The sequence below is a fragment of the Microbacterium sp. Cr-K32 genome, from assembly GCF_000708345.1.
Taxonomy (GTDB): Bacteria; Actinomycetota; Actinomycetes; order Actinomycetales; family Microbacteriaceae; genus Microbacterium; species Microbacterium maritypicum_A.
The window spans coordinates 161,277-180,918 of record NZ_JARD01000018.1; the positions used below are offsets into that span (position 1 = coordinate 161,277).

A 19,642-nucleotide genomic window follows, 5' to 3' on the forward strand; every position below is an offset into this window, starting at 1 on the left:
CTCATCCTCCCGCACCGGACCCGCTCCGGTCGCACCTGATGCTGCCTGATCGTCGACGGGACGACAGCAGGTGCGACCGGAAGCCGCCGCTGTGTGCTCTTACTCGACGAGCTTGCCCGCGGTGTCGACCTCGCGCATGAGCTCCGCGATCTCCGGCGAGATCTCTGGGATCGCCTCACGGGTCACGCCGTCCTTCGGCGACCACACCAGGTTCACCTGCAACGTGGGATCGGTGTCGGGGAAGTCGCTGCGGTTGTGGCATCCGCGGGTCTCCCGCCGCTCCAGCGCGGCCTCGAGGGTGGCCCGGGCGGCGAGTGCCGATGCCTTGAGGTCGAACGCATGCGCGAGGTCCTGGAACCCGGCGATGTCGGGGTGGATGCCGATGTCCTCCATGCGCCCCTCGATCATGTCGAGGTCGGCGAGACCGGCGCGCAGCCCCTCCTCCGAGCGCACCACACCGGCGTACTCGGTCATGAGGTTGCGGATCGCGCGCTGCAGGGCACGGACGTTCTCGCGCCCCTCGGCCGCCAGCAGATCGTCGATCTCGGCCCGCGCTTCCGCCACCGCGGTCGCCGACCGGCGCTGCGCGTCGAGCCCCGCCGCATGCTCCATTGCCGCCTGACCGACGATGCGTCCGTAGACGAGGAGTTCGATGAGCGAGTTGCCGCCGAGACGATTCGCGCCGTGCAGACCGCTCGACGCCTCGCCGATCGCATAGAGGCCGTCGACGTCGGTCTGGTGGTCTTCCGGACGCACCCAGACGCCGCCCATCGAGTAGTGCGCGGTCGGCGCGATCTCGATCGGATCGGTCGTGATGTCGAGCATCTGCAGCTCCATCATCGTCTGATAGACGCGCGGCAGACGGGTCATGATCGTCTCGCGCGGCAGGTGCGAGACGTCGAGCCAGACGCCGCCGTTCTCGGTGCCGCGCCCTTCCTGGATCTCGGTGTACGCGGCGAGCGCGACGCGGTCACGGGTCGAGAGCTCCATCCGCTCGGGGTCGTACTTCGCCATGAATCGCTCGCCGAGGGCGTTGCGGAGGATTCCGCCTTCACCGCGTGCGGCCTCGGAGATCAGGGTTCCCGCTGCGCTCTCCGGCTCGATGATGCCCGACGGATGGAACTGCACGAGTTCGGGGTCGCGGAGCCGCGCGCCGGCGTCCACCGCGAGACGGAAGGAGTCGCCGGTGTTCTCGTCGCGGCGGGACGAGGTGCGGCGCCAGATGCGGTTGTGTCCGCCCGCGGCGAGGATCACGGCGTCCGCGTGGATGAGGTAGCGGGTGCCGTCGGCCTGGTCGAAGCCGTAGGCGCCGAACACGACGTTGTCGCGCACGAGCAGGCGCGTGATGTAGACGTGGTCGAGGATCGGGACCTCGAGCTGCTCGGCCTTGCGCACGAGGGTGCGCTGGATCTCGAGACCCGTGTAGTCGCCGGCGAACGCGGTGCGGCGGAAGGTGTGGGCGCCGAAGAAGCGCTGCGAGATGCGGCCGTCGTCTTCGCGGGCGAAGTCCATGCCCCAGCGCTCGAGGTCGCGGATGCCACGCTCGGCACCCTGCGTCACGATCTCGACGGTGTGCGGGTTTGCGAGAAGGTAGCTCTCCTTGATGGTGTCGGCTGCGTGCTGCTGCCAGCTGTCGTCGGCATCCATCGTGCCGAGTGCCGCGTTGATGCCGCCGGCGGCGAGCGACGTGTGCGCATCCTGCCGCGGTCGTTTCCCCACGGCGAGCACGTCCACTCCGTGTTCGGCGATCTCGATCGCCGCCCGCAGACCCGACCCTCCAGTGCCGATGACGAGGACCGTGGTGGATATCTGTCGTTCGCGCGTAGCCATGCGATCCACGCTAGTTAGGGGATCCTAATAACTCCAATGCATAGTTCGAGTTGAAACGATGCGGGTAGGCTATGGTCATGAACCTCGAGCAACTCCGCGGGTTCGTCGAGGTCGCGCGTCTCGGACACTTCACCCGCGCCTCCGAGCACCTGCATCTGGCGCAGCCGTCGTTGAGCCGGCAGATCTCCACGCTCGAGCGCGAACTGGGCGCGGAACTGTTCCACCGCGCACGCGGCCACATCGCTCTCACGGCCGCCGGCGAGACCCTCCTCCCCCGCGCGCAGCGCATGCTCGCCGAGGCCGACGCCATCCGTGACGAGATGGGCGAGCTGGCCGGACTCCGCCGTGGACGCGTGCGCCTGGGCGCCCCTCCGACACTCTGCATCAGCCTGGTCGCCGAGGCCATCCGCGCTTTCCATTCCGCGCATCCCGGCATCGATCTGCACCTGACGGAGAGCGGCTCTCGCCGGCTCGTCGAGGAGCTCGCGGTCGGCGCCGTCGACATCGCCCTCATCACCGAGTCCGAAGGACCTCCTCCCTCTGGATTCAGCCTGACGCGGACCCCGCTCCTCACCGAGGAGCTGGTCGTCGTCTCGGCCGCGAGCGAGCCACCGGTGTCGAGTTCGGCGTCGATGACGCTTCACCACCTCGCCACCCTCCCCCTGATCGCCCTCGACGAGACCTACGAGCTTCGAGCCACCACGGATGCGGCTTTCCGCGCCGAGGGACTCCGACCCACCCATGTGCTCGAGGGCGCCGAGATGGATGCGGTGCTGCGTTTCGTCGAGCGCGGCGTCGGCGTCGCGGTGGTGCCGGCCATGGTTCTGCTCGATCGCCCCGCTCTTCGTTCGGTGCGACTGACGCACCCCATGATGACCCGCACGGTGAGCCTCGCCCACCGTGCAGACGTCACGCCGGCCGTCGCCGTCGCCGCGATCCGCCAGGTGATCGTCGCCACCGCCGCGGACGTCGCCGACCGCGACCCGGCGATCACCAGCCTGCTCTGATCTCGCTCCGCGAGACCGCACATCCACGGTCCCGCCCATCCATCACCCGGATGCGCGGAATGCCGAGGGCATCGCGAACCACCGCTGGTCATCCGCTCACCCTCCCTGGGGCGACAGCGGAATCGGCGACGAGCTGCGCGCCCGACCGATGGGATTGTCGAGCGTTCCGGCGTACATCAGAGAAGCGGACTGGTCCGCGAGGTCCACCATGCGCAGCGTGTTGCGCAGTTGCAGACGATTCAGGCACGAATGGGCGAATGCATCGGCCCGCAGATCGACGAGTGACTCGAGGTCGGGATGCCCATCGGCATGCTCATCGACCGTCTCTCCGACCAGGCGCCAGAAGTCCCCCTCAGTCAGGGTGCCGTCGATGTGGAGGATGCCCGCCAGGTGCCGGAGCACCCCATCGAAGACGTCGGTGAAGACGGCGAGCGCCTTCTCCTCGTCGCCGACGGGGGCGACGATGCGTCGCACCTCCTCCGGCAGCGTGCGCTCGGACAGGAGCGCCACTTCCTCACCGATGTCCTTCATGAACACACCGGTCGGCACGTTCCCCTCGAGGATGAGGATGAGGTTCTCGCCGTGCGGCATGAACGCGAGATCGTGGGCCAGCAGGCTGTGCACGATCGGCCGGAGATACGCGCGAAGGAACCGGTGGACCCACGCGGTCGCGGGGATACCGGAAGCACGGATGAGCGTGGTGACCACCGAGACGCCCTCGCTGTCGCGATGCAGGAGCGACGCCAGAGTCGCCAGTCGCTCAGCCCCGGCTGCCAACGGCACAGGGCTCTCGCGCCAGAGGGCGGCCAGCATCTTGCGGTGGGCGGACGGCTGTGCGGTGCGGTGGTACACGTCGCCCGTGTAGCCGATCGACGCGCGCTCCCGGAGCACTCGGAAGCCGGCATCCGCGAATGTCGGGTCGGCGGCCACGAGCGCGGCCACCCAGTCGTTGATCGCGGGTGTGACACGCATGTACGCCGGAGAGAGCCCCCGAAGGAACCCCATGTTCTGCACAGCGAGAGCCGTCTTCACGTAGTGCCGATGCGGATGCGAGACGTTGAACATGGTGCGCACCGATTGCTGGGCGCGGTAGTCGTCTTCGCTCTCGCCGATGTAGACGAGGTCGCGTCGGGCGAGGTCGGGAGCGAAGGTGATGGTCACGCGGTTCTCCCACTGCCACGGGTGCACCGGCAGCAGGTGGAAGTCGGCCGGCTCCTCGCCGAGGTCGCGAAGACGGGTGGCGAAGCGATCGCGTTCGGTCGGACTCAACTCGCCCGAAAGCAGGGTCTCCTCGGTGAGATCGGCGCCGAGGGCCAGATGCGATGCTGACCGCCGCGCGGCGACCCACACCAGGCGGAACGACCGGGCGGCCTCGGGAGCGAAGGTGGCATGATCCGAGACACCGAAGCCGATGCGCCCGTTGTTCGCGACGAAACCAGGGTGCCCCTCGGTCATCGCCGCCTCGATCGTCTGGAAGTCGGCGCCGGCCAGCTCCCGCGCCGACGGCCCACCCCGCGCGATCTTGAACATCGAGCCGGCGAGCGTGGAGGCGATCTCTTCCAGGTACAACGGGAGAAGCTCATCCGACAGGCCGAGGGTCGGCTGCAGCTCGAGGATCAGCTGCTGCGCGTCCAGCACGGCATCCGCACCGTCGATGAGGCGACGGACGCTGCTCTCCTCGATGATCCAGTGCTCCAGCTCGGTACGCATGGCGCGGAACCGGTACTCGACGGCGGAGGAAGGCACACCGACGCGCCAACCATCGCCGGAGGGCTCCGGGGCGATCAGCCGTTCGTGACTGAACTCCGCGAGAGCCTTGGCCACCAGGTGACGCTGTGCGCGCTCCAGCGAATCGATCGTCAGGTGGGCGGCGGGGGCGATCATGCGCGTCCCTCTCGGTCGAGGCGGATCAGTTCGGACGCCGCGAAGCCGGCGCGGGTGCACACCGAGAGCATCGCGGTCTTGAGGTGCCCGCCCTCGTCGATGACGACGTGGCGCACCTCTTCGAAGCCGGCGCGCACGTTCTTCGCGCGGATGCGCGCGTTGCGCACATCCGGTTCGACGACCACGCGCTCCGCGCCGAGCTCATCGAAGCACCACGACATCACGGCGGCGAACACCGCATCGGTCAGCCCGTGTCGGGGGTCCTCGCCCGGAGGCGACACCAGGACGTGCATGCCGATGTCGCCCGGCACCGCGTCGTGGACCTCTGTCAGCAGCACCTGCGCCGGGTCATAGGTCTCGGCGTAGAACAGCGGGACCTCGTCGACCAGCCCGAGCCACGCCTGCTGGGCGGGATCAGCATCGACAGCGGCGAGATAGGCCGCGACGGCGGGGACATCCAGGTCGGTCATGCCCCAGTACGCCGAATGGGGATCGGCCAGCCAGCGGTGCAGGATAGCCGCGTCCCGAAGGGGGCTGGCGACGGTGAGCGATACTCCGATCCCGGTCGTCGTCGTCATCGCACGACCGCCCCGGGCGCGGTGGACTCCCGGAGGGCATCGGCGGGGACACCGAAGTCCTGGAACGCGATGCGGCGCTCGATCGGGTAGACGTCTCGACCGAGGATCGACGAGAGGATCGACGAGTTGCGCCAGGCGCCGAAGCCGAGGTCCGGGGCGGTCAACCCATGGGTGTGCTCTTCACCGTTCTGCACGAAGACCCGCGCCCGTCCGCCGTCGACGCTGTAGTCGCGCGCGACGTCCATCCTGCCCAGGGCATCCCAGTCCAGACGGTCGGCGATGCCCTGCAGGAAAGGCGGCGTCTGGGCAGAGTACCCCGTGGCGAGGATGAGCGAGGCCGTCTCCCTGTCGTGCTGCTCTCCGAGCTGGCCGTGCCGCAACGAGAGCCGGAAGCGCACGCCGTCCCACTCGGCGGCGGTGACCTCGGTGTCGGCGAGGAGCGTCGTGGGCACTGCACCTTCGGCGCTGAGCCGATAGAGGGTGTCGTAGATGTCGTCGATGAGGTCGGCGGAGACACCCTTGTAGAGGCTCCGCTGCTCCCGACTCAGGTGCTGCCGCAGCGCGAGGGGAAGGCCATGGAAGTGATCGGTGTACTCCGGTGAGGTCATCTCCAGGGTGAGCTTCGTGTACTCCATGGGGAAGAACCGCGGCGACCGGGTGATCCAGTCGAGACGATAGCCGCCGTCGCGCGCACCCTCGAGGAGATCGCGGTAGATCTCGGCCGCCGACTGGCCGCTGCCGACCACCGTGATCGAATCCGTCGCACGAAGCGCATCACGATTCTCCAGGTATGCCGAGCTGTGCACGGCACGGCCGGAGATGTCGCGGAGAGCCGTCGGGATCGTGGGGCTCGTGCCGACCCCGACGACGACGTGTCGGGCGCGCAGTGTGCGCTCCTCGCCGGTGTCGGTGCGCATCGCCTGCACGATGTAGACGTCGTCGACAGGGTCATGCTCGACCCGCACGACCTCGTGATTCCAGTGCAGCTGGTGCAGCTGCTCGGCCGCCCAGCGGCAGTACGCGTCATATTCGGTACGCAGCGCATAGAAGCTCTCACGGATGTAGAACGGGTAGAGCCGCCCCGATTGCTTCAACCAGTTGAGGAAGGAGAAGCGCGAGGTGGGATCGGCCATGGTGACCAGGTCGGCCAGGAACGGCACCTGGATGGTCGAGCCCTCGATCATCATCCCGGGGTGCCATCGGAAGCATTCCGCACGGTCGAGGAACACCGCGTCCACCCCGAGCGGATCCGCGAGACAGGCGAGCCCCAGGTTGAACGGGCCGATGCCGATGCCGACGACGTCGTGCACGTGCGCGGTCATGCCGTCGCCTCCGCGGCGACGAGATCCGGCGATATGCCCGCGAGAGCAGTCGCCGCGTCCTTCACGATGTCCAGGATCGTTCGGACGTCGTCGAGGGTGGCTTCCGGGTTGAGGAGAGTCAGTTTCAGGCAGGGCCGTCCGTCGATCACCGTCTTCGCGACGAGTGCACGGCCGGATTCGAAGAGCACGCGCCGGACCCCCGCGACGAGCTCATCCTGCACTGCGGGCGGCACATCCCCGGGACGCGCGCGGAAGAGCACGGTGCTGAGCTGGGTGCGACCCACCAGCTCGAGTTCGGGATCGGCGTCGACCAGATCGCCGGCGGCCGTGGCGAGATCGATGACCGCGTCGAACAGCTCGCCGACCTGCGCCGTCCCCATCGATCGGAGCGTCGCCCACAGCTTCAGCGCGTCGAAACGGCGCGTGGTCTGCAGCGACTTGTCCACCTGATTGGGTTCGTCGTTCTCCCGCGGGTTGAGGTAATCGGCGTGCCAGGCGCCCGCAACCAGATCCCGGGGGTCGCGCACGAGCAGGGCGCTGGAGGAGACGGGCTGGAAGAAGCTCTTGTGGAAATCGACGGTGACGGACCGTGCCCGTTCGATGCCTGCAAGAAGGTGCCGGCGCCGGGACGAGACCAGGAGTCCTCCTCCGTAGGCAGCGTCGACGTGCAGCCACAGACCGCGGGCGTCGCACACCGCGGCGATGCTCGCGAGCGGGTCGATCACGCCGCGGTCGGTCGTGCCTGCGGTGGCGACGACGGCGATGGGCACCCGTCCCTCCGCCACAGCCGCAGAGACCGCCGCATCGAGGTCAGCCGGAAGCATCCGCCCTGCGCTGTCGTCGGCCACCTCGATGACCGCATCGTCGGCGAGGCCGAGCAGCAGCGACGACTTGCCGACGCTGAAATGACTGGATGCCGTGGCGAAGACGACCAAGCGAGACATCGACGTCGTACGCGAGCCGCCGACCGCCGCCAGTGCCGCCTCTCTGGCGAGGAACAGCGCATGGAGGTTCGACTGCGTGCCCCCGGAGGTGAAGATGCCGTCGCCCGAGGCGAACCCCACCCATCCCGTCACGGCCTCGATCAGCCGACGCTCCATCAGCGTGCCCACCGTCGACTGGTCGTAGGTGTCGACCGAGGTGTTGACCGCGGCGAGGATCGTCTCGGCCGCGACGGCGGGGAGCGCCACCGGGCAGTTCAGGTGCGCCGCATACAGGGGGTGGTGAAACCACACGGCGTGGGCGAGGAAGAGATCATCGATCTCACGGATGGCCGACGCGGTGCCGATGCCGGAGCCGGCGAGGTCGACCCGATCGACGAGATTCTGCAGTTCTGCGAGCGAGGCGCCAGAAGTGGGTTGTGTGGTTTCGGTGAACCTTGCGGCCACCCGAGACGCCGTGCGTGCGATCTGGGAGCGGTAGACGTCGACGGTCGAGGAAGTGAGCAACTCAGTCACGATGGACAACTCCTAAGTTAGGTTTGCCTATCCTACATATGATTTTTGGACTGTATAGAAAAACTCACGACGTGGGCGGATGCGGACGTGGGCGGATGCGGCAGCATCGAGGACCGATGACAGCGGGCAGAAACGCAGAAACGGCCCCCACCGAAGTGGAAGCCGTTCCTTCACTGTCTCAACACAGTGTGCGCCCGAAGGGACTCGAACCCCTAACCTTCTGATCCGTAGTCAGATGCTCTATCCATTGAGCTACGGGCGCCCAGCCCGCTCAGCGGGCCGTAGAACAGCCTACAACAGTCCCGACGCGAAAGCGAAACGAGGCCTCAGTCCTCCACCGACGCGGCCCTCTGCTGCTTCTTCCGGCGCTTGGCCTTGGCCCTCTGCTCCGACGAGAGCGCCTGCAGATCGACGAGTCGAAGGGCCTGCATCCGCGCTTCGCGCATGCGGTTGTAGTCGGGATCCTGATCCGGGCGCATGCCTTCGACCCGCAGTCGGCGGTCGAGGTTGTGGCGCACATCCGCCCAGGCGGCGTCACGCGCCTCCTCGACGATCTCGGCGAGCCGATCGCGGTCCTGCATGATCTCTCGCAGGCGCACGGCAACGCCGGTGGACTGCTTGGCACGTCGGCGGAGGTTGCGCACATCGCGGTCGCGGTAGTCGTGCGTCCCCACCGGATCGGAGTGCCGGCCCCTCGCCCTCTTGCGCAACGCGGTGACGGTGGCAGCCGCCTCTTCCGACTCCTCGGCCATGGCACGAAGCGCCTCACGCGCGTCGTCGATGTACTTGTCCGTGTCGAAGACGCCATCTTCGGCGATGGTGCCGATGAGGATGTGGTTCTTCACGGCGAGGCGCGCCGCAGCGGTCGCGATCGCAACGCCCTCGGCGATGGCATCCGCTGTCCGTCCCACCGGTACCTCCTCTCCTTGAGCGTACCGGTATCACTGCAGCCCGGTGTCGGCCAGAATGGTTCGGAATCAGCTTGCCCCACCCATCCGACATCCGCGGGTTCGCACCAGGATCGCGCCGTGCAGGAGAGCAATGAAGCACCTCGAACTCACCGGCAGCACCACCGTGATCACCGGAGCGGCGAACGGGATGGGCGCGGATATCGCACGCCTGCTGGCGGCTCGGGGAGTGCACGTCGCGCTCATCGACCACGACGCCGCGTCACTCGCGACGATCGCGGCCGAACTGCAGGGCGTGCGCGTGACGACGCATGTCGTCGACCTCCGCCACGACGAGGCCGTGTTCGCGACCGCCGCCGACATCACCGAGGCCCACCCGCGCATCAACGCCCTGATCACGTGCGCCGGCTCGTCGATGCTCGGCGACATCGACCAGCTCACCATGGAGGAGATGCGCTGGCTCACCGACGTGAACCTCTGGGGAACGGTCTCGGTCACCAAAGCCCTTCTCCCCGCGCTCCGCGCCGCGCCGGCCGCGCACATCACGCACCTGGCGAGCGTCTACGCACTCGCCGCCCCCGCCGGCCGCATCCCGTACGCGGTCAGCAAGTTCGCGGTGCGCGCGTTCTCCGAGGCTCTGCGGCACGAGCTCGAGGGCACCTCGGTGAGCGTCGGAGCCGTCTACCCTGCGGGGGTGCGCACCGGGATCATCCTGCACGGTCGCTACGCCGCGGCGATCGACCCGGAGGTGGCGGCCCGGGCCGCTGCCGCGCAGGCCGCGATGTACCACACCGAGCCCACCGATGCCGCGGCCCGGATCGTGCGGGCGACCGAACGACGGGCTGCGCGCACGATGGTCGGGCGAGAAGCCCGCCTGATCGACGTGCTCACCCGCATCGCTCCCGCCTCCTACTGGCGAGTGATGCGTCGCCCGTTGCGCGCGGCGATCGACACCACGACGCCGGCGACCTGAGGGGACGCCGGCGACAGGCTCCCGCTCAGCGGACGGTGCCCACCCAGATGGCCGAGGCCCACGCCTGCTGGTCGCCGTTGCAGCCGACCGATCCGGGATAGCCCCGCACCACGGCCATGCAGTTCGCGAGGAACTCCGGGTCACCGCCGAACAGCGCCCCGTACGCCCCGGATGAGGTGAGCGCGCCCCATACGCGGAACTGGTAGATGTGCGCGAGCTCATGCGCCATCGCCCAGTTCAACCGGCCGGCACTCCAGGTCGCGATGTCGGCGCGGTACTTGATGTATCCGTTGCTGTTCGCGCAGGCCGGGGCGTTCCCGCCCGCACACGACGAGGACTCGTAGAGTCCCACGCCCCCACCACCGACGAGGTCGAGGGCTGCCCGCACCCGCGCGTACCCCTCCGGACCGCTCGACGACCACATCGGCCCTCCGGGACCCGAGCTCTGTGCCGCCTGCCAGGACGCGACCTCTGTGCCCACCTTCTCCGTGAGCGCGTGCAGGGTCGCCGTGGCCGCCGCGACGGTATCGGGGTTCTCCTTCTCGGCGGCGACGGCCTGCTGTGCCGACAGGGCGGCGGCGCGGTGCGCGGCCGTGTCCACCCGACCTTCGGCCCCCTGGAGTGCGGCGGTCAGGGCTTCTACCTCGGCGAGGAAGGCGGGCCGCAGCGCGAGGACGGCGGCGCGATCGGCGGTCTCCTGCTCTGCGCGTTCGACGGCCCCGTCGAGGTAGTCGGTGCGCTGGCCGGCGTCGCGATACTGGCCGTTCAGTGCGACGAGCTGTGCGACAGCGGTCGTTCTCTCGTGCTCGAGGGCGTCAGCTCTGCCGATCATCCCCGAGATGAGTAGCACCGCGGCGGCGAGGGTGACGGCCAGCACCCGGCGGATCACGGCAGGAACCCCGTCGTGTCGGCGATCTGCGCGTCCTGCTCAGCGAGCTTCGACCGCAGGGCGGTGAGCTTCTCGGCGAGTTCCCGGTTCTCGCCGCGCGACGTGTCCAGCGCGCCTTCGACGCGTGCGATCTCCGCTTTGACCGCGGCGATCGACGCCATGCGCTCCTGATCCGCGATCGCGACGAGCGTGATCCCGCCGACGAGCAACAGGCATCCGACCGCGACAGCAAGACTCCGCATCTCGCTCCCCAGGACAGCGCAACAGTTCCGGACCGACTCCGATCGCCCCAATATACAACCGGAGCCGACTCTGCGGTCCCCCGACCTGCGTCAGGGCGAACCGGCAGCTCAGGCCGTCAGGTCACTGTTCTCGGCGAGGCGTCGCTCGGCTGCGGACTGACCACTGGCGAGGTGCGCGGGGACGATCCGGCGCAATGCCTCGGTGTCACGCGCAGTCATCGCCTCGAGGATGATGCGATGCTCGTCCGCCATCGCGAGCAGATCGTCGTGCTGACCGAACAACCAGCGCAGACGCGTGAGGAACACGGCGATGAGCTCTCCGAGCATCTCGTTCGCCGCGAGTTCGACGGCGACCTCGTGGAACTCCGCTGCGGCCACCCTCGCAGCCTCGGAATCCTGCGCCTTCGCGGCCGCGAGCTCACGCTCGTAGACCTCGCGGATCCGGGCGATACCGGCCTCGTCGTGCCGCTCGGCGGCGAACACGAAGATCAGCGTCTCGATGGCCTCGCGCACCTCGGCGAAGTCCTGGATGTCCCGATGGGTGAACTCCCGCACGACTGCCCAGGTGCGGGGACGGGCGACGACGATCCCCTCCGCGACGAGCGTGCGGATGGCCTCCCGGACCGGAAGTCGCGACACATTGAGCTCTGCCGCGATGTCGCGCTCCACCAGGCGCGACCCCGGCATCCGCCGCCCGAGGATGATGTCATCGCGAAGGATGCGCGTGACCCTCACCGACTCGAGTTCGCCGCCTCCTGCTATAGCCCCCGCCATCTGGGCATTCTCGCACTCCCGGCGGTGTTCCTCAACTTTTGGTATCCCAAGCCCTCGCAGCGGCGGCGGCCCGGGCGGGGACGAGGGCTCCTCCCTCGCCCCCGACGACGCTCAGGGCAGGCGGTTCGCGATCGCGAGGTTCGCCGTGAGCTCTTCGGCAGTCTGCCGCACCACATACGCCGGGCGGTCGCGCTCGACCCTCCAGGACTCACTGAGCGGACCCACGTTGACGGTGTCGAAGCCGGCCTCGTCGTAGAAGCGCGTCACGAAGGCCACGGCTTCCACGTCATCGCCGGCCGTGGCCAGCGCGCGACGGTCGGGGGTGCCGGCCGGCGTTCCGTCGGACGTGATCTCCGAGGCGAAGATGTGGTTGAACGCCTTCGCGATCTTCGCGCCGGGGAGCGCACGCTGCACCAGCTCGGACGTCGTGGTCTCCCCCTTGTCGAGGGCTTCGATGTGTCCGTCCCGCTCGAAGTAGTAGTTGTTGGTGTCGAGGACGATCTTGCCCGCGAGCTGCTCGGCCGGGAGCTGGTCGATCGCGCCGAGGGGCACAGTGACGACGGCCACGTCTGCGGCAGCGGCCGCGTCCTGCGCCGTCGCGGCCCGAGCCCTGGGCCCGAGCTCGGCGACCAGGTCGGCGAGTGTCTCCGGTCCACGCGAGTTGGCGATCACCACGTCGTAGCCGTTCGCGACCGCGACGCGCGCGACCTGGCTGCCGATGTGTCCTGCACCGATGATTCCGAGAGTTGTCATGTTGGCCCCAACGCCTCGCGCTCAGGGCTATTCCCGTCGAGTGCTCGCGTGACCGTGGCTCAGACCTCGCGCAGCAGGCTCTCCTCGGTGCGGCGGTAGCCGAGCTGCTCATACAGGTCGACGGCCCCCGTGTTGAAGCCGAAGACATGCAGCCCGATCGAGTCCGCGCCGAGCCTGCGGGCTTCTCTCTCGGCGGCGTGCATCAACGCGCGTCCGTATCCCTTCCGGCGCTGATCCGCGGCCACCTCGATGTCGAGGATGAACGCCTGCGGACGACCGTCGCGCCGCCGCATCCCGAACCACAGGATGCCGACCTCGGTTCCGTCGACAGCAGCGGTGAAGAATTCCTGTCCTTCGGTATCGAGCCCGTCGGGAAGCTCCTCGACCATCTGGCGATGCGACTCGGCGATCGCCTCCTCGGACGTGTAGCGCCCCGACGCGACGAGGTCGTGCGCGAACCCTTCCTCTGACGCTGCCGCGAAGCGGGGGAAGCGTTCCGCGGTCATCGGCGACACCTCGACGCGGGAAGCGGGGTCGCGCACCGGAAGCGGTTCGAGCACCATCTGGATCGAGGTCACCTCGAATCCGCCCTGTTCGGCGAATACCCGTCCGGCCGTGTCCTGCGGAAAGAGCTGCGCCCCGATCTGGGTGGCGCCCATGTCGCGCGCGATCGGGAGCAGGAGCGCGAGCAGCCCTTCGTTCTGGGCATCGCTCAGTGTCTCGGCACCGCCGAGGCCGACGTCGAGGTCGAGGTCGAGCAGGAGCATCTTCTGTCCGCTCAGGGCCAGCACGAGTGTTCCAAGTTCGCCGTCCGCATCGTCGACGATGCGCATGACCCGCGTCGTCGAGGTCGCACCGCCCTCCGGGAACAGGTCGCCGAACACCTGCTCGACGTGCCCGACAGCGTCCGCGCCGAGGCGTCGCCCCGACTCCCTGTTCCGGTCGATCAGGCGCTGCCGTGCGGTTGTCGCCCACGCCTCGAAGCGGGTGGAGGGGAGGGGCGTCAGGTGCAGGGACATGCGTCCATCCTGCACCTCAGCTGCGCGTGAGCGCGTCTTCCGCGGCGACCCAGGCGAGCATGGCGCACTTGACGCGCGCGACGTACTTCGACACCCCACCGAGGGCAGCGGCATCACCGAGGAGCTCTTCATCCGGTTCGATCGTGCCGCGGGATCGCATCGCCTCGCGGAAGGCCGCGATGCGCACCTCGAGGTCTTCGACGCTGAGTCCTTCCGCGAGCTCCGCCAGCAGAGAGGCCGATGCCTGCGAGATCGCGCAGCCGTGCCCCTCCCAGGCGATCGCCTCGACGCTGCCGTCGGCATCGCGGTGCACCTGCAGGGTGATCTCGTCACCGCAGGTCGGGTTCAACTGGTGGGACTGCGCGGGGATCTCGTCGCGGAGTCCATAGCCGTGCGGCGTGCGCGAGTGGTCCAGGATCAGCTCCTGGTACAGGTTCTGCAGGTCGCTCATGCGCCCCTCCGGAAGAAGTCGATCGCTCCGGCGACGCCCTCGATCACGGCGTCCACCTCGGCCTCGGTCGTGTACAGGTAGGTGCTCGCCCTGGTGGAGGAGGTCACACCCAGGCGGCGGTGCAGCGGTTGCGCGCAATGGTGGCCGACGCGAACGGCGATGCCGCGGTCGTCGAGGAACTGGCCCACGTCGTGCGAGTGGATGCCATCGACGTCGAAGCTCGCGAGGCCGACGCGGGGCAGGTCGATACCCGCGCCGAGCACACGCACGCCGTCGATCGCGCTCAGCCCGTCGACGAGACGGCGACCGAACGCGGCCTCGTGCGCGGCGATGCGCGGCATCCCCACCTCGGTCAGGTATCCCACGGCCGCGGCGAGCGCGATCGCCTGCGAGACGCGCTGCGTTCCCGCTTCGAAGCGCTGGGGCGGCGGCAGATATTCGGCCTCGGTCGTGGTCACCGTGGTGATCATCGAGCCGCCCGTCAGGAACGGGGGCATCGCTGCCAGCACCTCGCGCCGACCGTAGAGGGCGCCGATGCCGGTCGGTCCGAGCATCTTGTGACCGGACAGCACGGCGAAGTCGACCCCGAGGGCACGCACGTCGAGCGGGAGGTGGGGTGCCGACTGGCAGGCGTCGAGCAGCGTCAGCGCGCCGACCTCGCGCGCGAGCGAGACGAGCTGATCGACGGGGTTGACGACACCGAGCACATTGGAGACATGGGTGAACGCGACGAGCTTCGTACGGGCGGTGATCAGCTCTGCCGCGACGTCGAGCCGCAGGCCCCCGTGGTCGTCGAGGGGTATGACCTTCAGCGTCGCGCCGGTGCGCGCCGCCAGCTCCTGCCACGGGATGAGGTTCGCGTGGTGCTCCATCTCTGTGGTCACGATCTCGTCGCCTTCGCGGAGACGGAGCCCCTCGGCGGCCGCTCCCCCGCGCCCGAGCGACGCGTTCGACAGCGAGTACGCGACGAGGTTGATCGCCTCGGTCGCGTTCGAGGTCCAGACGATCTCGTCGTCGGCGGCGCCCACGAATCGGGCGACGGCGGCGCGCGCGTCTTCGAAGAGCTCGGTCGCCTCGGCGGCGAGCGTGTGCGCGCCACGGTGCACCGCGGAGTTCATGGAGGTCGCGAAGTCACGCTCGGCGTCGAGCACCGCGGTCGGGCGCTGCGACGTCGCCCCCGAGTCGAGATACACGAGCGGATGCCCGTGCACCTGCGCTCCCAGGATCGGGAAGTCCCCGCGGATGCGCCGCACCTCGGCCTCGTTCAAGGGGGCGATCAGGTCGACACCGGGAGAAACGCTCATCGTTCCAGTTTCCCACCTGTGAGCAGGGGGTGGGCGCAGGCGTCAGCGCCCGTCGAGCGTCTTCGCGTCGGCGGCCTCGTCGTAGCGGTCCTGCGCATCGCGGACATCCTCCACGTGCGACTCCGCCCAGACCTGCAGCGCCTGGAGCGGCTCGTGCAGGGTCCGCCCGAGCGGGGTGAGTCGGTACCGGGGATGACCGTCGTCACCGACCGCCCGCTCGAGCATCCCATCGCGTTCGAGGGCGCGGAGTGTGTCGACGAGCACCTTCTTCGTGATCCCGTCCATCCGGCTGTGCAGCTCGCCGAAGCGCAGCGGCTGCTCGTGCAGGAGGACGACGATCATCGCGGTCCACTTGTTCGCGATGCGGGCGAGGGACGCGCGCGACGGGCAACTGGCGGAGAACACCGTCCATGTGCGCGACATCCGCCGCTCCTTCCCCGGTGACGTTGAAGTAACCGCGTCCCGGTCGAGACGCTGGATGCTCCACAGTACCGACCCATCCAGGAGGAGCATCATGTCGGCAATCGACGTCGTAGGACAGTATGGTGCGGCCATGGCCGCCGGAGACATGGAGGCGCTGGCCGCGACCTTCCACGCGGACGCCGTCTGGCACCAGCCCGGAGAGAGCCAGGTCTCGGGGGACCATGTCGGTCCCGACGCGATCCTCGCGCACCTCGGCCGGTTCATGCAGCTGAGCGGCGGAACCTTCGCCCTCGAGACCGAATCGGCGACCGAGAGCGGCGCACTCGTCTCAGCGACCGTGCGCTTCCGTGCCCAGCGCGAAGGGCATGACGACCTCGACCAGCACGGCGTCGACGTCTTCCGCGTCGCCGATGACCGCATCGTCGAGGTCTGGTTGATCAGCGAGGACCAGGACGCGGAGGACCGCTTCTGGGGCACCGTCTGATCGAGGGCACCGTCTGATCGAGGGCACCGGATCCGGCAGCACCGTCTCCGGCAGCACTTGATCCGGCAGCGCCGGGTGGCCGGGCCTCGACCGCCGGCGCCCGCGCCTCTAGGCTCATCCCATGATCGCCCCGGACACGCTGCTCGCCTTCGTCGTCGCCGCGTTCGTCATGGTCGTGATCCCCGGGCCGACGGTGCTGTTCACGATCGGCCGGGCCATGGTGCTGGGGCGCTGGGGCGGGTTCCTCAGCATCCTCGGCACGGCCGTCGGGTCGATCGTCCTCGTCGTGGCCGTCGCGCTCGGCGTCGGCACCGTGATCGCACAGTCGATCGTGCTGTTCACGATCGTCAAGGTGCTCGGCGCCGGTTACCTGATCTTCCTCGGCGTCCAGGCGATCAGGCACCGGAAGGATGCGGCGCGCGCCATGATCGCGGCACCGGCACGGCGCTCGGGGTGGCGACTCCTCAGCGAAGGCTTCGTCGTCGGCGTGACCAACCCGAAGTCCATCGCCTTCTTCCTCGCGATCCTGCCCCAGTTCGTCGATCTGCATGCCGGTTCCGTCCCCGCGCAGCTCTTCCTGCTCGGGGCGATCGTCGTCACCATCGGTGTGACGTGCGACGCGGTGTGGGTGCTCCTCGCGAGTGCCGCCCGCGACTGGTTCGGTCGCTCCCCACGACGCATCGAGGCGATGGGCGCGACAGGCGGCGGACTGATGATCGCTCTCGGAGCGTTCCTTCTGGTGTGGAGCGAGAAGCCCGCGACCGCCTGAGTGCGGCCTGAACGCTCACACGTGCCTGGAGGTCACATGCGAGCGAAGCGGGCCCGAGCGATGCAGAAGACGCCGTAGACCGCGAAGCCTGCGCCGACCAGCCCCAGGACGAGTCCTCCCAGGGGCAGCTCGAGCAGGCTGTGCAGAGCAGCGTCGAGCCCTGCGCCCTTCTCCGGGTCCTGTGTCACGGCGGCGACCACGAACAGCACCCCGGTCACGGCCACCGCGATGCCCTTGCCGAAGTAGCCGATCACTCCCAGCGTCACGATGCCCCCGCGAGCGACCCCCGATGGCAGGTCGAGCAGCTTCTCGAAGCCGCGGGTGAAACCGCCGACGACGAACCCGACCCCCACCCCGACGACCGAGAGCCCCACGACGACCAGCAGGGCCACGCCGCCCGGCGCCGAGAGCAGCACCGCGCTCAAGGTCTTCGAGGCCGTCTCCGAGTCGGCGTTGCCACCCACCGCGTAGATCAGGGCCATGCCTCCGACGACGAGGTACGCGGCGGCGATGCCGAAGAGCTTGACGCGCTGACCCCACTTCTTCGTCTCGGCCGGGTCGGCGGCGAGGAAGGCACTGGCGATCTGCCATACGGCAAGCGCGATCAGCCCGGCGGCCACGAGTACGAGCAGCAGGCCTCCGATCGGGCTCTGGCGGATCTGCTCCATCGCTCCGTCCTGGTCGGCGTCGCCGGAGGCGCCCGCCGCGATGGAGATCGCCACCGAGCCGATGATGACGTGGATGAGGCCCAGGACGACGAAACCGGCACGGGCGATCCGTCGGAACGTCGACGACCTCTTGGCGACGCGTGCCGCATTCTTGACCGTGCTCATCGTTGAAGCGTATCCGTCGCACCGGAAGCCGAGGAGGGGCTTGCTTTCCCGGTATCCACCGCTCAGGCGCGCGGCATGACCGGCTGCCGGAGGATCGTGCGCAGCTTCGCCGGATCGACGCGACGCAAATCGCTCAGGTAGATCTCGTGATGGAGTCCTCGCATCTGCAGCCCATTCTCGGGGATGAAACGGTGATGCATATCGTCGAGCACCGGCCCTTCGTCGTCGAACGGGCCCACATGCAGCGTCTGCACGCAGGTGGCCTCGTCGAGCGTCTCCAACCGCACGGACTCCAGTGCCGGAATCGACTCCTTCTTCTTCGCCGCCTTCTTCGCGACGGCTTCCACCGCAGCCGCGCACATCGCCCCGGTGATGTGGTCGCCGACCATGATCATCATCGTCCACATCCACGCCGACTTGTCGCGGCGCGAGGTGAACGACTCCATGTCCGGTGCATGCCAGAGTCCTTCGAGCGGCATCACCACCGTGTCGACGCCGAGCTCGTTCCGACTCGCGAACTTCAGCGCATAGGCCACCGGGAACAGGGCGGACACGGCCTCCCTGTACGCGGGTGCGGTGTTCGGGTCGCCTGCCCCGTCGATCATCAGATACTGCAGGGGCGGCACCTCGACGATGCGGAACTCTCCCCTCTTCGCGCGATACGCGTCGAGCGTCTTCTTGGGATCGATCGCCGCCATGACGTGCCCTCCTTGATCGTGCGCCCAGTGTCGCACGGGCGTCGGACACGGTGCGGCGAGGCGAGGGCGGGTGGTGCGCGGACGCCCGCCCGCCCTCGGGCCTGCGTCAGCCGTGCTCGACCGGAAGCCAGAGCTCACACGACGCGGAGTCGTCCCGGAACTCGAGGTAGCGCACGATCGAGGGACCGGGACGAAGCCTCCAGGGGTTCGACGGGAACCACTCGGTCGCTGTGGCGGCCCACAGATCCTGCAGCGTCTCGGGGAACGGCCCCTGTGCGGCGAAGACCGCCCAGGAACCGGCTTCGAGGGGAAGGGAGTCGAGGTCGTCCGGAACGGGAGTGGTGCTCTGCAGGGCGACGCCGTGCAGATACGTGAGCAGCGTGCCCTCCGGTGCGTCCGGTTCGATATCGGCCGTGACGGCCAGGATCCCCGACGGCTCGGCGTCGCCGAGACCCTTGAGGCGCGCATGTTCCTCGGACGGGATCGCGGCGATGTGCTCCTGGATGTGCGGATTGACGCCCTCGTGGATCAACGGGACCTCGGCGGCATGACCGGCGAGGACGAACGCGGGCCGGGTGGTGATGGTGACGTCCATGGGGATTCTCCCTTCGACGCTCAGGCGGAACCGGAGCGTGGGTTGAGTGCGGAGAGGACCCCCGTCACGGCGCGCATCGGCCGGGCTGATGCCGTGCACAGCCCGGAACGCGCGTCCGAATGCCTCGACCGACCCGTACCCGTGGCGCACGGCCACGTCGAGCAGACTCGCGGCGCCCGCAGCGAGCTCCGCCCCGGCGAGCGTCATCCGACGACGACGCACGTATTCCGAGAACGGCATGCCCGCGAGTGCCGAGAACATCCGGCGCAGGTGATACTCGGTGGTGCCGTGCTCATGCGAGAACGAGGCCACGTCGATCTCCTGACCCGGGTCTCCCGCGTCGACCATGTCGATCAAGGCGTTCAGCGTGCCGATCATGAGGTCCTCCTTTCCTCACCATCGTCACCGTCGCCCGCCCCTCGCGACCCGACTTCTGCGGTCCGATGCGA

Annotated in this window: 21 protein-coding genes and 1 tRNA gene; 4 read left to right on the forward strand and 18 right to left on the reverse strand. The window is 68.7% G+C overall.

Going from position 1 to position 19,642, the window contains the following annotated elements:
* Positions 1-99: 99 nt before the first annotated feature.
* Positions 100-1,830 (reverse strand): L-aspartate oxidase, encoded by a 1,731-nt coding sequence (locus GZ64_RS0109115; RefSeq protein WP_029266059.1) that lies wholly within the window; start codon positions 1,828-1,830, stop codon positions 100-102.
* A 71-nt stretch (positions 1,831-1,901) separates the two neighbouring features.
* Here GZ64_RS0109115 and GZ64_RS0109120 point away from each other — a divergent pair, with 71 nt between their 5' ends.
* A complete protein-coding gene (locus tag GZ64_RS0109120; protein WP_021198155.1) occupies positions 1,902-2,837 on the forward strand; it encodes a LysR family transcriptional regulator in 936 nt (311 codons plus the stop codon).
* A 96-nt stretch (positions 2,838-2,933) separates the two neighbouring features.
* Here GZ64_RS0109120 and GZ64_RS19060 read toward each other — a convergent pair whose 3' ends face one another.
* The 6 genes from GZ64_RS19060 to GZ64_RS0109150 form a co-directional block, all read right to left on the reverse strand.
* On the reverse strand, positions 2,934-4,721 hold the full coding sequence (locus GZ64_RS19060; protein ID WP_081859711.1) for an IucA/IucC family protein: 1,788 nt from the start codon (positions 4,719-4,721) through the stop codon (positions 2,934-2,936).
* Complete coding sequence (locus GZ64_RS19685; RefSeq protein WP_081859712.1) at positions 4,718-5,299, reverse strand: GNAT family N-acetyltransferase; 582 nt, start codon at positions 5,297-5,299, stop codon at positions 4,718-4,720. Before GZ64_RS19685 ends, GZ64_RS19060 begins: the two co-directional genes overlap by 4 nt.
* Positions 5,296-6,621 (reverse strand): lysine N(6)-hydroxylase/L-ornithine N(5)-oxygenase family protein, encoded by a 1,326-nt coding sequence (locus tag GZ64_RS0109135; protein ID WP_029266065.1) that lies wholly within the window; start codon positions 6,619-6,621, stop codon positions 5,296-5,298. Before GZ64_RS0109135 ends, GZ64_RS19685 begins: the two co-directional genes overlap by 4 nt.
* On the reverse strand, positions 6,618-8,078 hold the full coding sequence (locus tag GZ64_RS0109140; RefSeq protein WP_029266068.1) for a pyridoxal phosphate-dependent decarboxylase family protein: 1,461 nt from the start codon (positions 8,076-8,078) through the stop codon (positions 6,618-6,620). The genes GZ64_RS0109135 and GZ64_RS0109140 overlap by 4 nt, the downstream gene beginning before the upstream one ends.
* 189 nt (positions 8,079-8,267) lie before the next feature.
* Positions 8,268-8,340: transfer RNA gene (locus tag GZ64_RS0109145), tRNA-Arg, on the reverse strand.
* 64 nt (positions 8,341-8,404) lie between these two features.
* Positions 8,405-8,989 carry a hypothetical protein gene (locus tag GZ64_RS0109150; protein ID WP_029266070.1) on the reverse strand — a complete coding sequence of 195 codons (585 nt, stop codon included), beginning with the start codon at positions 8,987-8,989 and terminating at the stop codon, positions 8,405-8,407.
* Between the two features lie 130 nt (positions 8,990-9,119).
* Between GZ64_RS0109150 and GZ64_RS0109155 the strand changes: the two genes are divergently transcribed.
* Positions 9,120-9,959, forward strand: a complete 840-nt coding sequence (locus GZ64_RS0109155; protein WP_029266072.1) for an SDR family NAD(P)-dependent oxidoreductase — start codon at positions 9,120-9,122, stop codon at positions 9,957-9,959.
* 25 nt (positions 9,960-9,984) lie between these two features.
* Here GZ64_RS0109155 and GZ64_RS0109160 read toward each other — a convergent pair whose 3' ends face one another.
* The 8 genes from GZ64_RS0109160 to GZ64_RS0109195 form a co-directional block, all read right to left on the reverse strand.
* Positions 9,985-10,848, reverse strand: a complete 864-nt coding sequence (locus tag GZ64_RS0109160; protein ID WP_029259692.1) for a hypothetical protein — start codon at positions 10,846-10,848, stop codon at positions 9,985-9,987.
* A complete protein-coding gene (locus tag GZ64_RS0109165) occupies positions 10,845-11,090 on the reverse strand; it encodes a hypothetical protein (protein ID WP_021198161.1) in 246 nt (81 codons plus the stop codon). The genes GZ64_RS0109160 and GZ64_RS0109165 overlap by 4 nt, the downstream gene beginning before the upstream one ends.
* Before the next feature lie 108 nt (positions 11,091-11,198).
* Positions 11,199-11,864, reverse strand: a complete 666-nt coding sequence (locus GZ64_RS0109170) for a GntR family transcriptional regulator (protein WP_029266074.1) — start codon at positions 11,862-11,864, stop codon at positions 11,199-11,201.
* Between the two features lie 111 nt (positions 11,865-11,975).
* Positions 11,976-12,617, reverse strand: a complete 642-nt coding sequence (locus GZ64_RS0109175) for an NADPH-dependent F420 reductase (RefSeq protein WP_029259690.1) — start codon at positions 12,615-12,617, stop codon at positions 11,976-11,978.
* A gap of 59 nt (positions 12,618-12,676) precedes the next feature.
* The gene (locus GZ64_RS19445) at positions 12,677-13,636 is read right to left on the reverse strand and encodes a GNAT family N-acetyltransferase (RefSeq protein WP_051667907.1); all 960 of its coding nucleotides are present in this window, start codon (positions 13,634-13,636) and stop codon (positions 12,677-12,679) included.
* Between the two features lie 16 nt (positions 13,637-13,652).
* Positions 13,653-14,087 carry a Fe-S cluster assembly sulfur transfer protein SufU gene (gene sufU / locus GZ64_RS0109185; RefSeq protein WP_021198165.1) on the reverse strand — a complete coding sequence of 145 codons (435 nt, stop codon included), beginning with the start codon at positions 14,085-14,087 and terminating at the stop codon, positions 13,653-13,655.
* A complete protein-coding gene (locus tag GZ64_RS0109190; protein WP_029266076.1) occupies positions 14,084-15,391 on the reverse strand; it encodes an aminotransferase class V-fold PLP-dependent enzyme in 1,308 nt (435 codons plus the stop codon). Before GZ64_RS0109190 ends, sufU begins: the two co-directional genes overlap by 4 nt.
* 42 nt (positions 15,392-15,433) lie before the next feature.
* Positions 15,434-15,814, reverse strand: coding sequence for a winged helix-turn-helix transcriptional regulator (locus tag GZ64_RS0109195; RefSeq protein WP_021198167.1), 381 nt, complete (start codon positions 15,812-15,814; stop codon positions 15,434-15,436).
* 91 nt (positions 15,815-15,905) lie between these two features.
* On the opposite strand from GZ64_RS0109195, the gene GZ64_RS0109200 reads away from it, so the two are divergent.
* Positions 15,906-16,298, forward strand: coding sequence for a nuclear transport factor 2 family protein (locus tag GZ64_RS0109200; protein WP_029266078.1), 393 nt, complete (start codon positions 15,906-15,908; stop codon positions 16,296-16,298).
* A 121-nt stretch (positions 16,299-16,419) separates the two neighbouring features.
* Complete coding sequence (locus GZ64_RS0109205) at positions 16,420-17,067, forward strand: LysE family translocator (RefSeq protein WP_029266080.1); 648 nt, start codon at positions 16,420-16,422, stop codon at positions 17,065-17,067.
* Between the two features lie 32 nt (positions 17,068-17,099).
* Here GZ64_RS0109205 and GZ64_RS0109210 read toward each other — a convergent pair whose 3' ends face one another.
* The 3 genes from GZ64_RS0109210 to GZ64_RS0109220 all read right to left on the reverse strand — a co-directional run bounded on the left by GZ64_RS0109210 (position 17,100) and on the right by GZ64_RS0109220 (position 19,571).
* On the reverse strand, positions 17,100-17,900 hold the full coding sequence (locus GZ64_RS0109210; RefSeq protein WP_021198170.1) for a DUF1206 domain-containing protein: 801 nt from the start codon (positions 17,898-17,900) through the stop codon (positions 17,100-17,102).
* 62 nt (positions 17,901-17,962) lie between these two features.
* Positions 17,963-18,598 carry a GyrI-like domain-containing protein gene (locus GZ64_RS0109215; protein WP_029266082.1) on the reverse strand — a complete coding sequence of 212 codons (636 nt, stop codon included), beginning with the start codon at positions 18,596-18,598 and terminating at the stop codon, positions 17,963-17,965.
* Between the two features lie 106 nt (positions 18,599-18,704).
* Positions 18,705-19,571: an AraC family transcriptional regulator gene (locus GZ64_RS0109220; RefSeq protein WP_029266084.1), complete on the reverse strand. Its 867-nt coding sequence runs from the start codon at positions 19,569-19,571 to the stop codon at positions 18,705-18,707.
* Positions 19,572-19,642 lie beyond the last annotated feature (71 nt).

Excerpts from the sequence above, each read along its gene's own strand:
- GZ64_RS0109115 (WP_029266059.1), bottom strand. The coding sequence starts at position 1,830 with ATGGCTACGCGCGAACGACAGATATCCACCACGGTCCTCGTCATCGGC.
- GZ64_RS0109120 (WP_021198155.1), top strand. The coding sequence starts at position 1,902 with ATGGTCATGAACCTCGAGCAACTCCGCGGGTTCGTCGAGGTCGCGCGT.
- GZ64_RS19060 (WP_081859711.1), bottom strand. The coding sequence starts at position 4,721 with ATGATCGCCCCCGCCGCCCACCTGACGATCGATTCGCTGGAGCGCGCA.
- GZ64_RS19685 (WP_081859712.1), bottom strand. The coding sequence starts at position 5,299 with ATGACGACGACGACCGGGATCGGAGTATCGCTCACCGTCGCCAGCCCC.
- GZ64_RS0109135 (WP_029266065.1), bottom strand. The coding sequence starts at position 6,621 with ATGACCGCGCACGTGCACGACGTCGTCGGCATCGGCATCGGCCCGTTC.
- GZ64_RS0109155 (WP_029266072.1), top strand. The coding sequence starts at position 9,120 with ATGAAGCACCTCGAACTCACCGGCAGCACCACCGTGATCACCGGAGCG.
- GZ64_RS0109165 (WP_021198161.1), bottom strand. The coding sequence starts at position 11,090 with ATGCGGAGTCTTGCTGTCGCGGTCGGATGCCTGTTGCTCGTCGGCGGG.
- GZ64_RS0109170 (WP_029266074.1), bottom strand. The coding sequence starts at position 11,864 with ATGGCGGGGGCTATAGCAGGAGGCGGCGAACTCGAGTCGGTGAGGGTC.
- GZ64_RS0109175 (WP_029259690.1), bottom strand. The coding sequence starts at position 12,617 with ATGACAACTCTCGGAATCATCGGTGCAGGACACATCGGCAGCCAGGTC.
- GZ64_RS19445 (WP_051667907.1), bottom strand. The coding sequence starts at position 13,636 with ATGTCCCTGCACCTGACGCCCCTCCCCTCCACCCGCTTCGAGGCGTGG.
- sufU (WP_021198165.1), bottom strand. The coding sequence starts at position 14,087 with ATGAGCGACCTGCAGAACCTGTACCAGGAGCTGATCCTGGACCACTCG.
- GZ64_RS0109190 (WP_029266076.1), bottom strand. The coding sequence starts at position 15,391 with ATGAGCGTTTCTCCCGGTGTCGACCTGATCGCCCCCTTGAACGAGGCC.
- GZ64_RS0109195 (WP_021198167.1), bottom strand. The coding sequence starts at position 15,814 with ATGTCGCGCACATGGACGGTGTTCTCCGCCAGTTGCCCGTCGCGCGCG.
- GZ64_RS0109200 (WP_029266078.1), top strand. The coding sequence starts at position 15,906 with ATGTCGGCAATCGACGTCGTAGGACAGTATGGTGCGGCCATGGCCGCC.
- GZ64_RS0109205 (WP_029266080.1), top strand. The coding sequence starts at position 16,420 with ATGATCGCCCCGGACACGCTGCTCGCCTTCGTCGTCGCCGCGTTCGTC.
- GZ64_RS0109210 (WP_021198170.1), bottom strand. The coding sequence starts at position 17,900 with ATGAGCACGGTCAAGAATGCGGCACGCGTCGCCAAGAGGTCGTCGACG.
- GZ64_RS0109215 (WP_029266082.1), bottom strand. The coding sequence starts at position 18,598 with ATGGCGGCGATCGATCCCAAGAAGACGCTCGACGCGTATCGCGCGAAG.
- GZ64_RS0109220 (WP_029266084.1), bottom strand. The coding sequence starts at position 19,571 with ATGATCGGCACGCTGAACGCCTTGATCGACATGGTCGACGCGGGAGAC.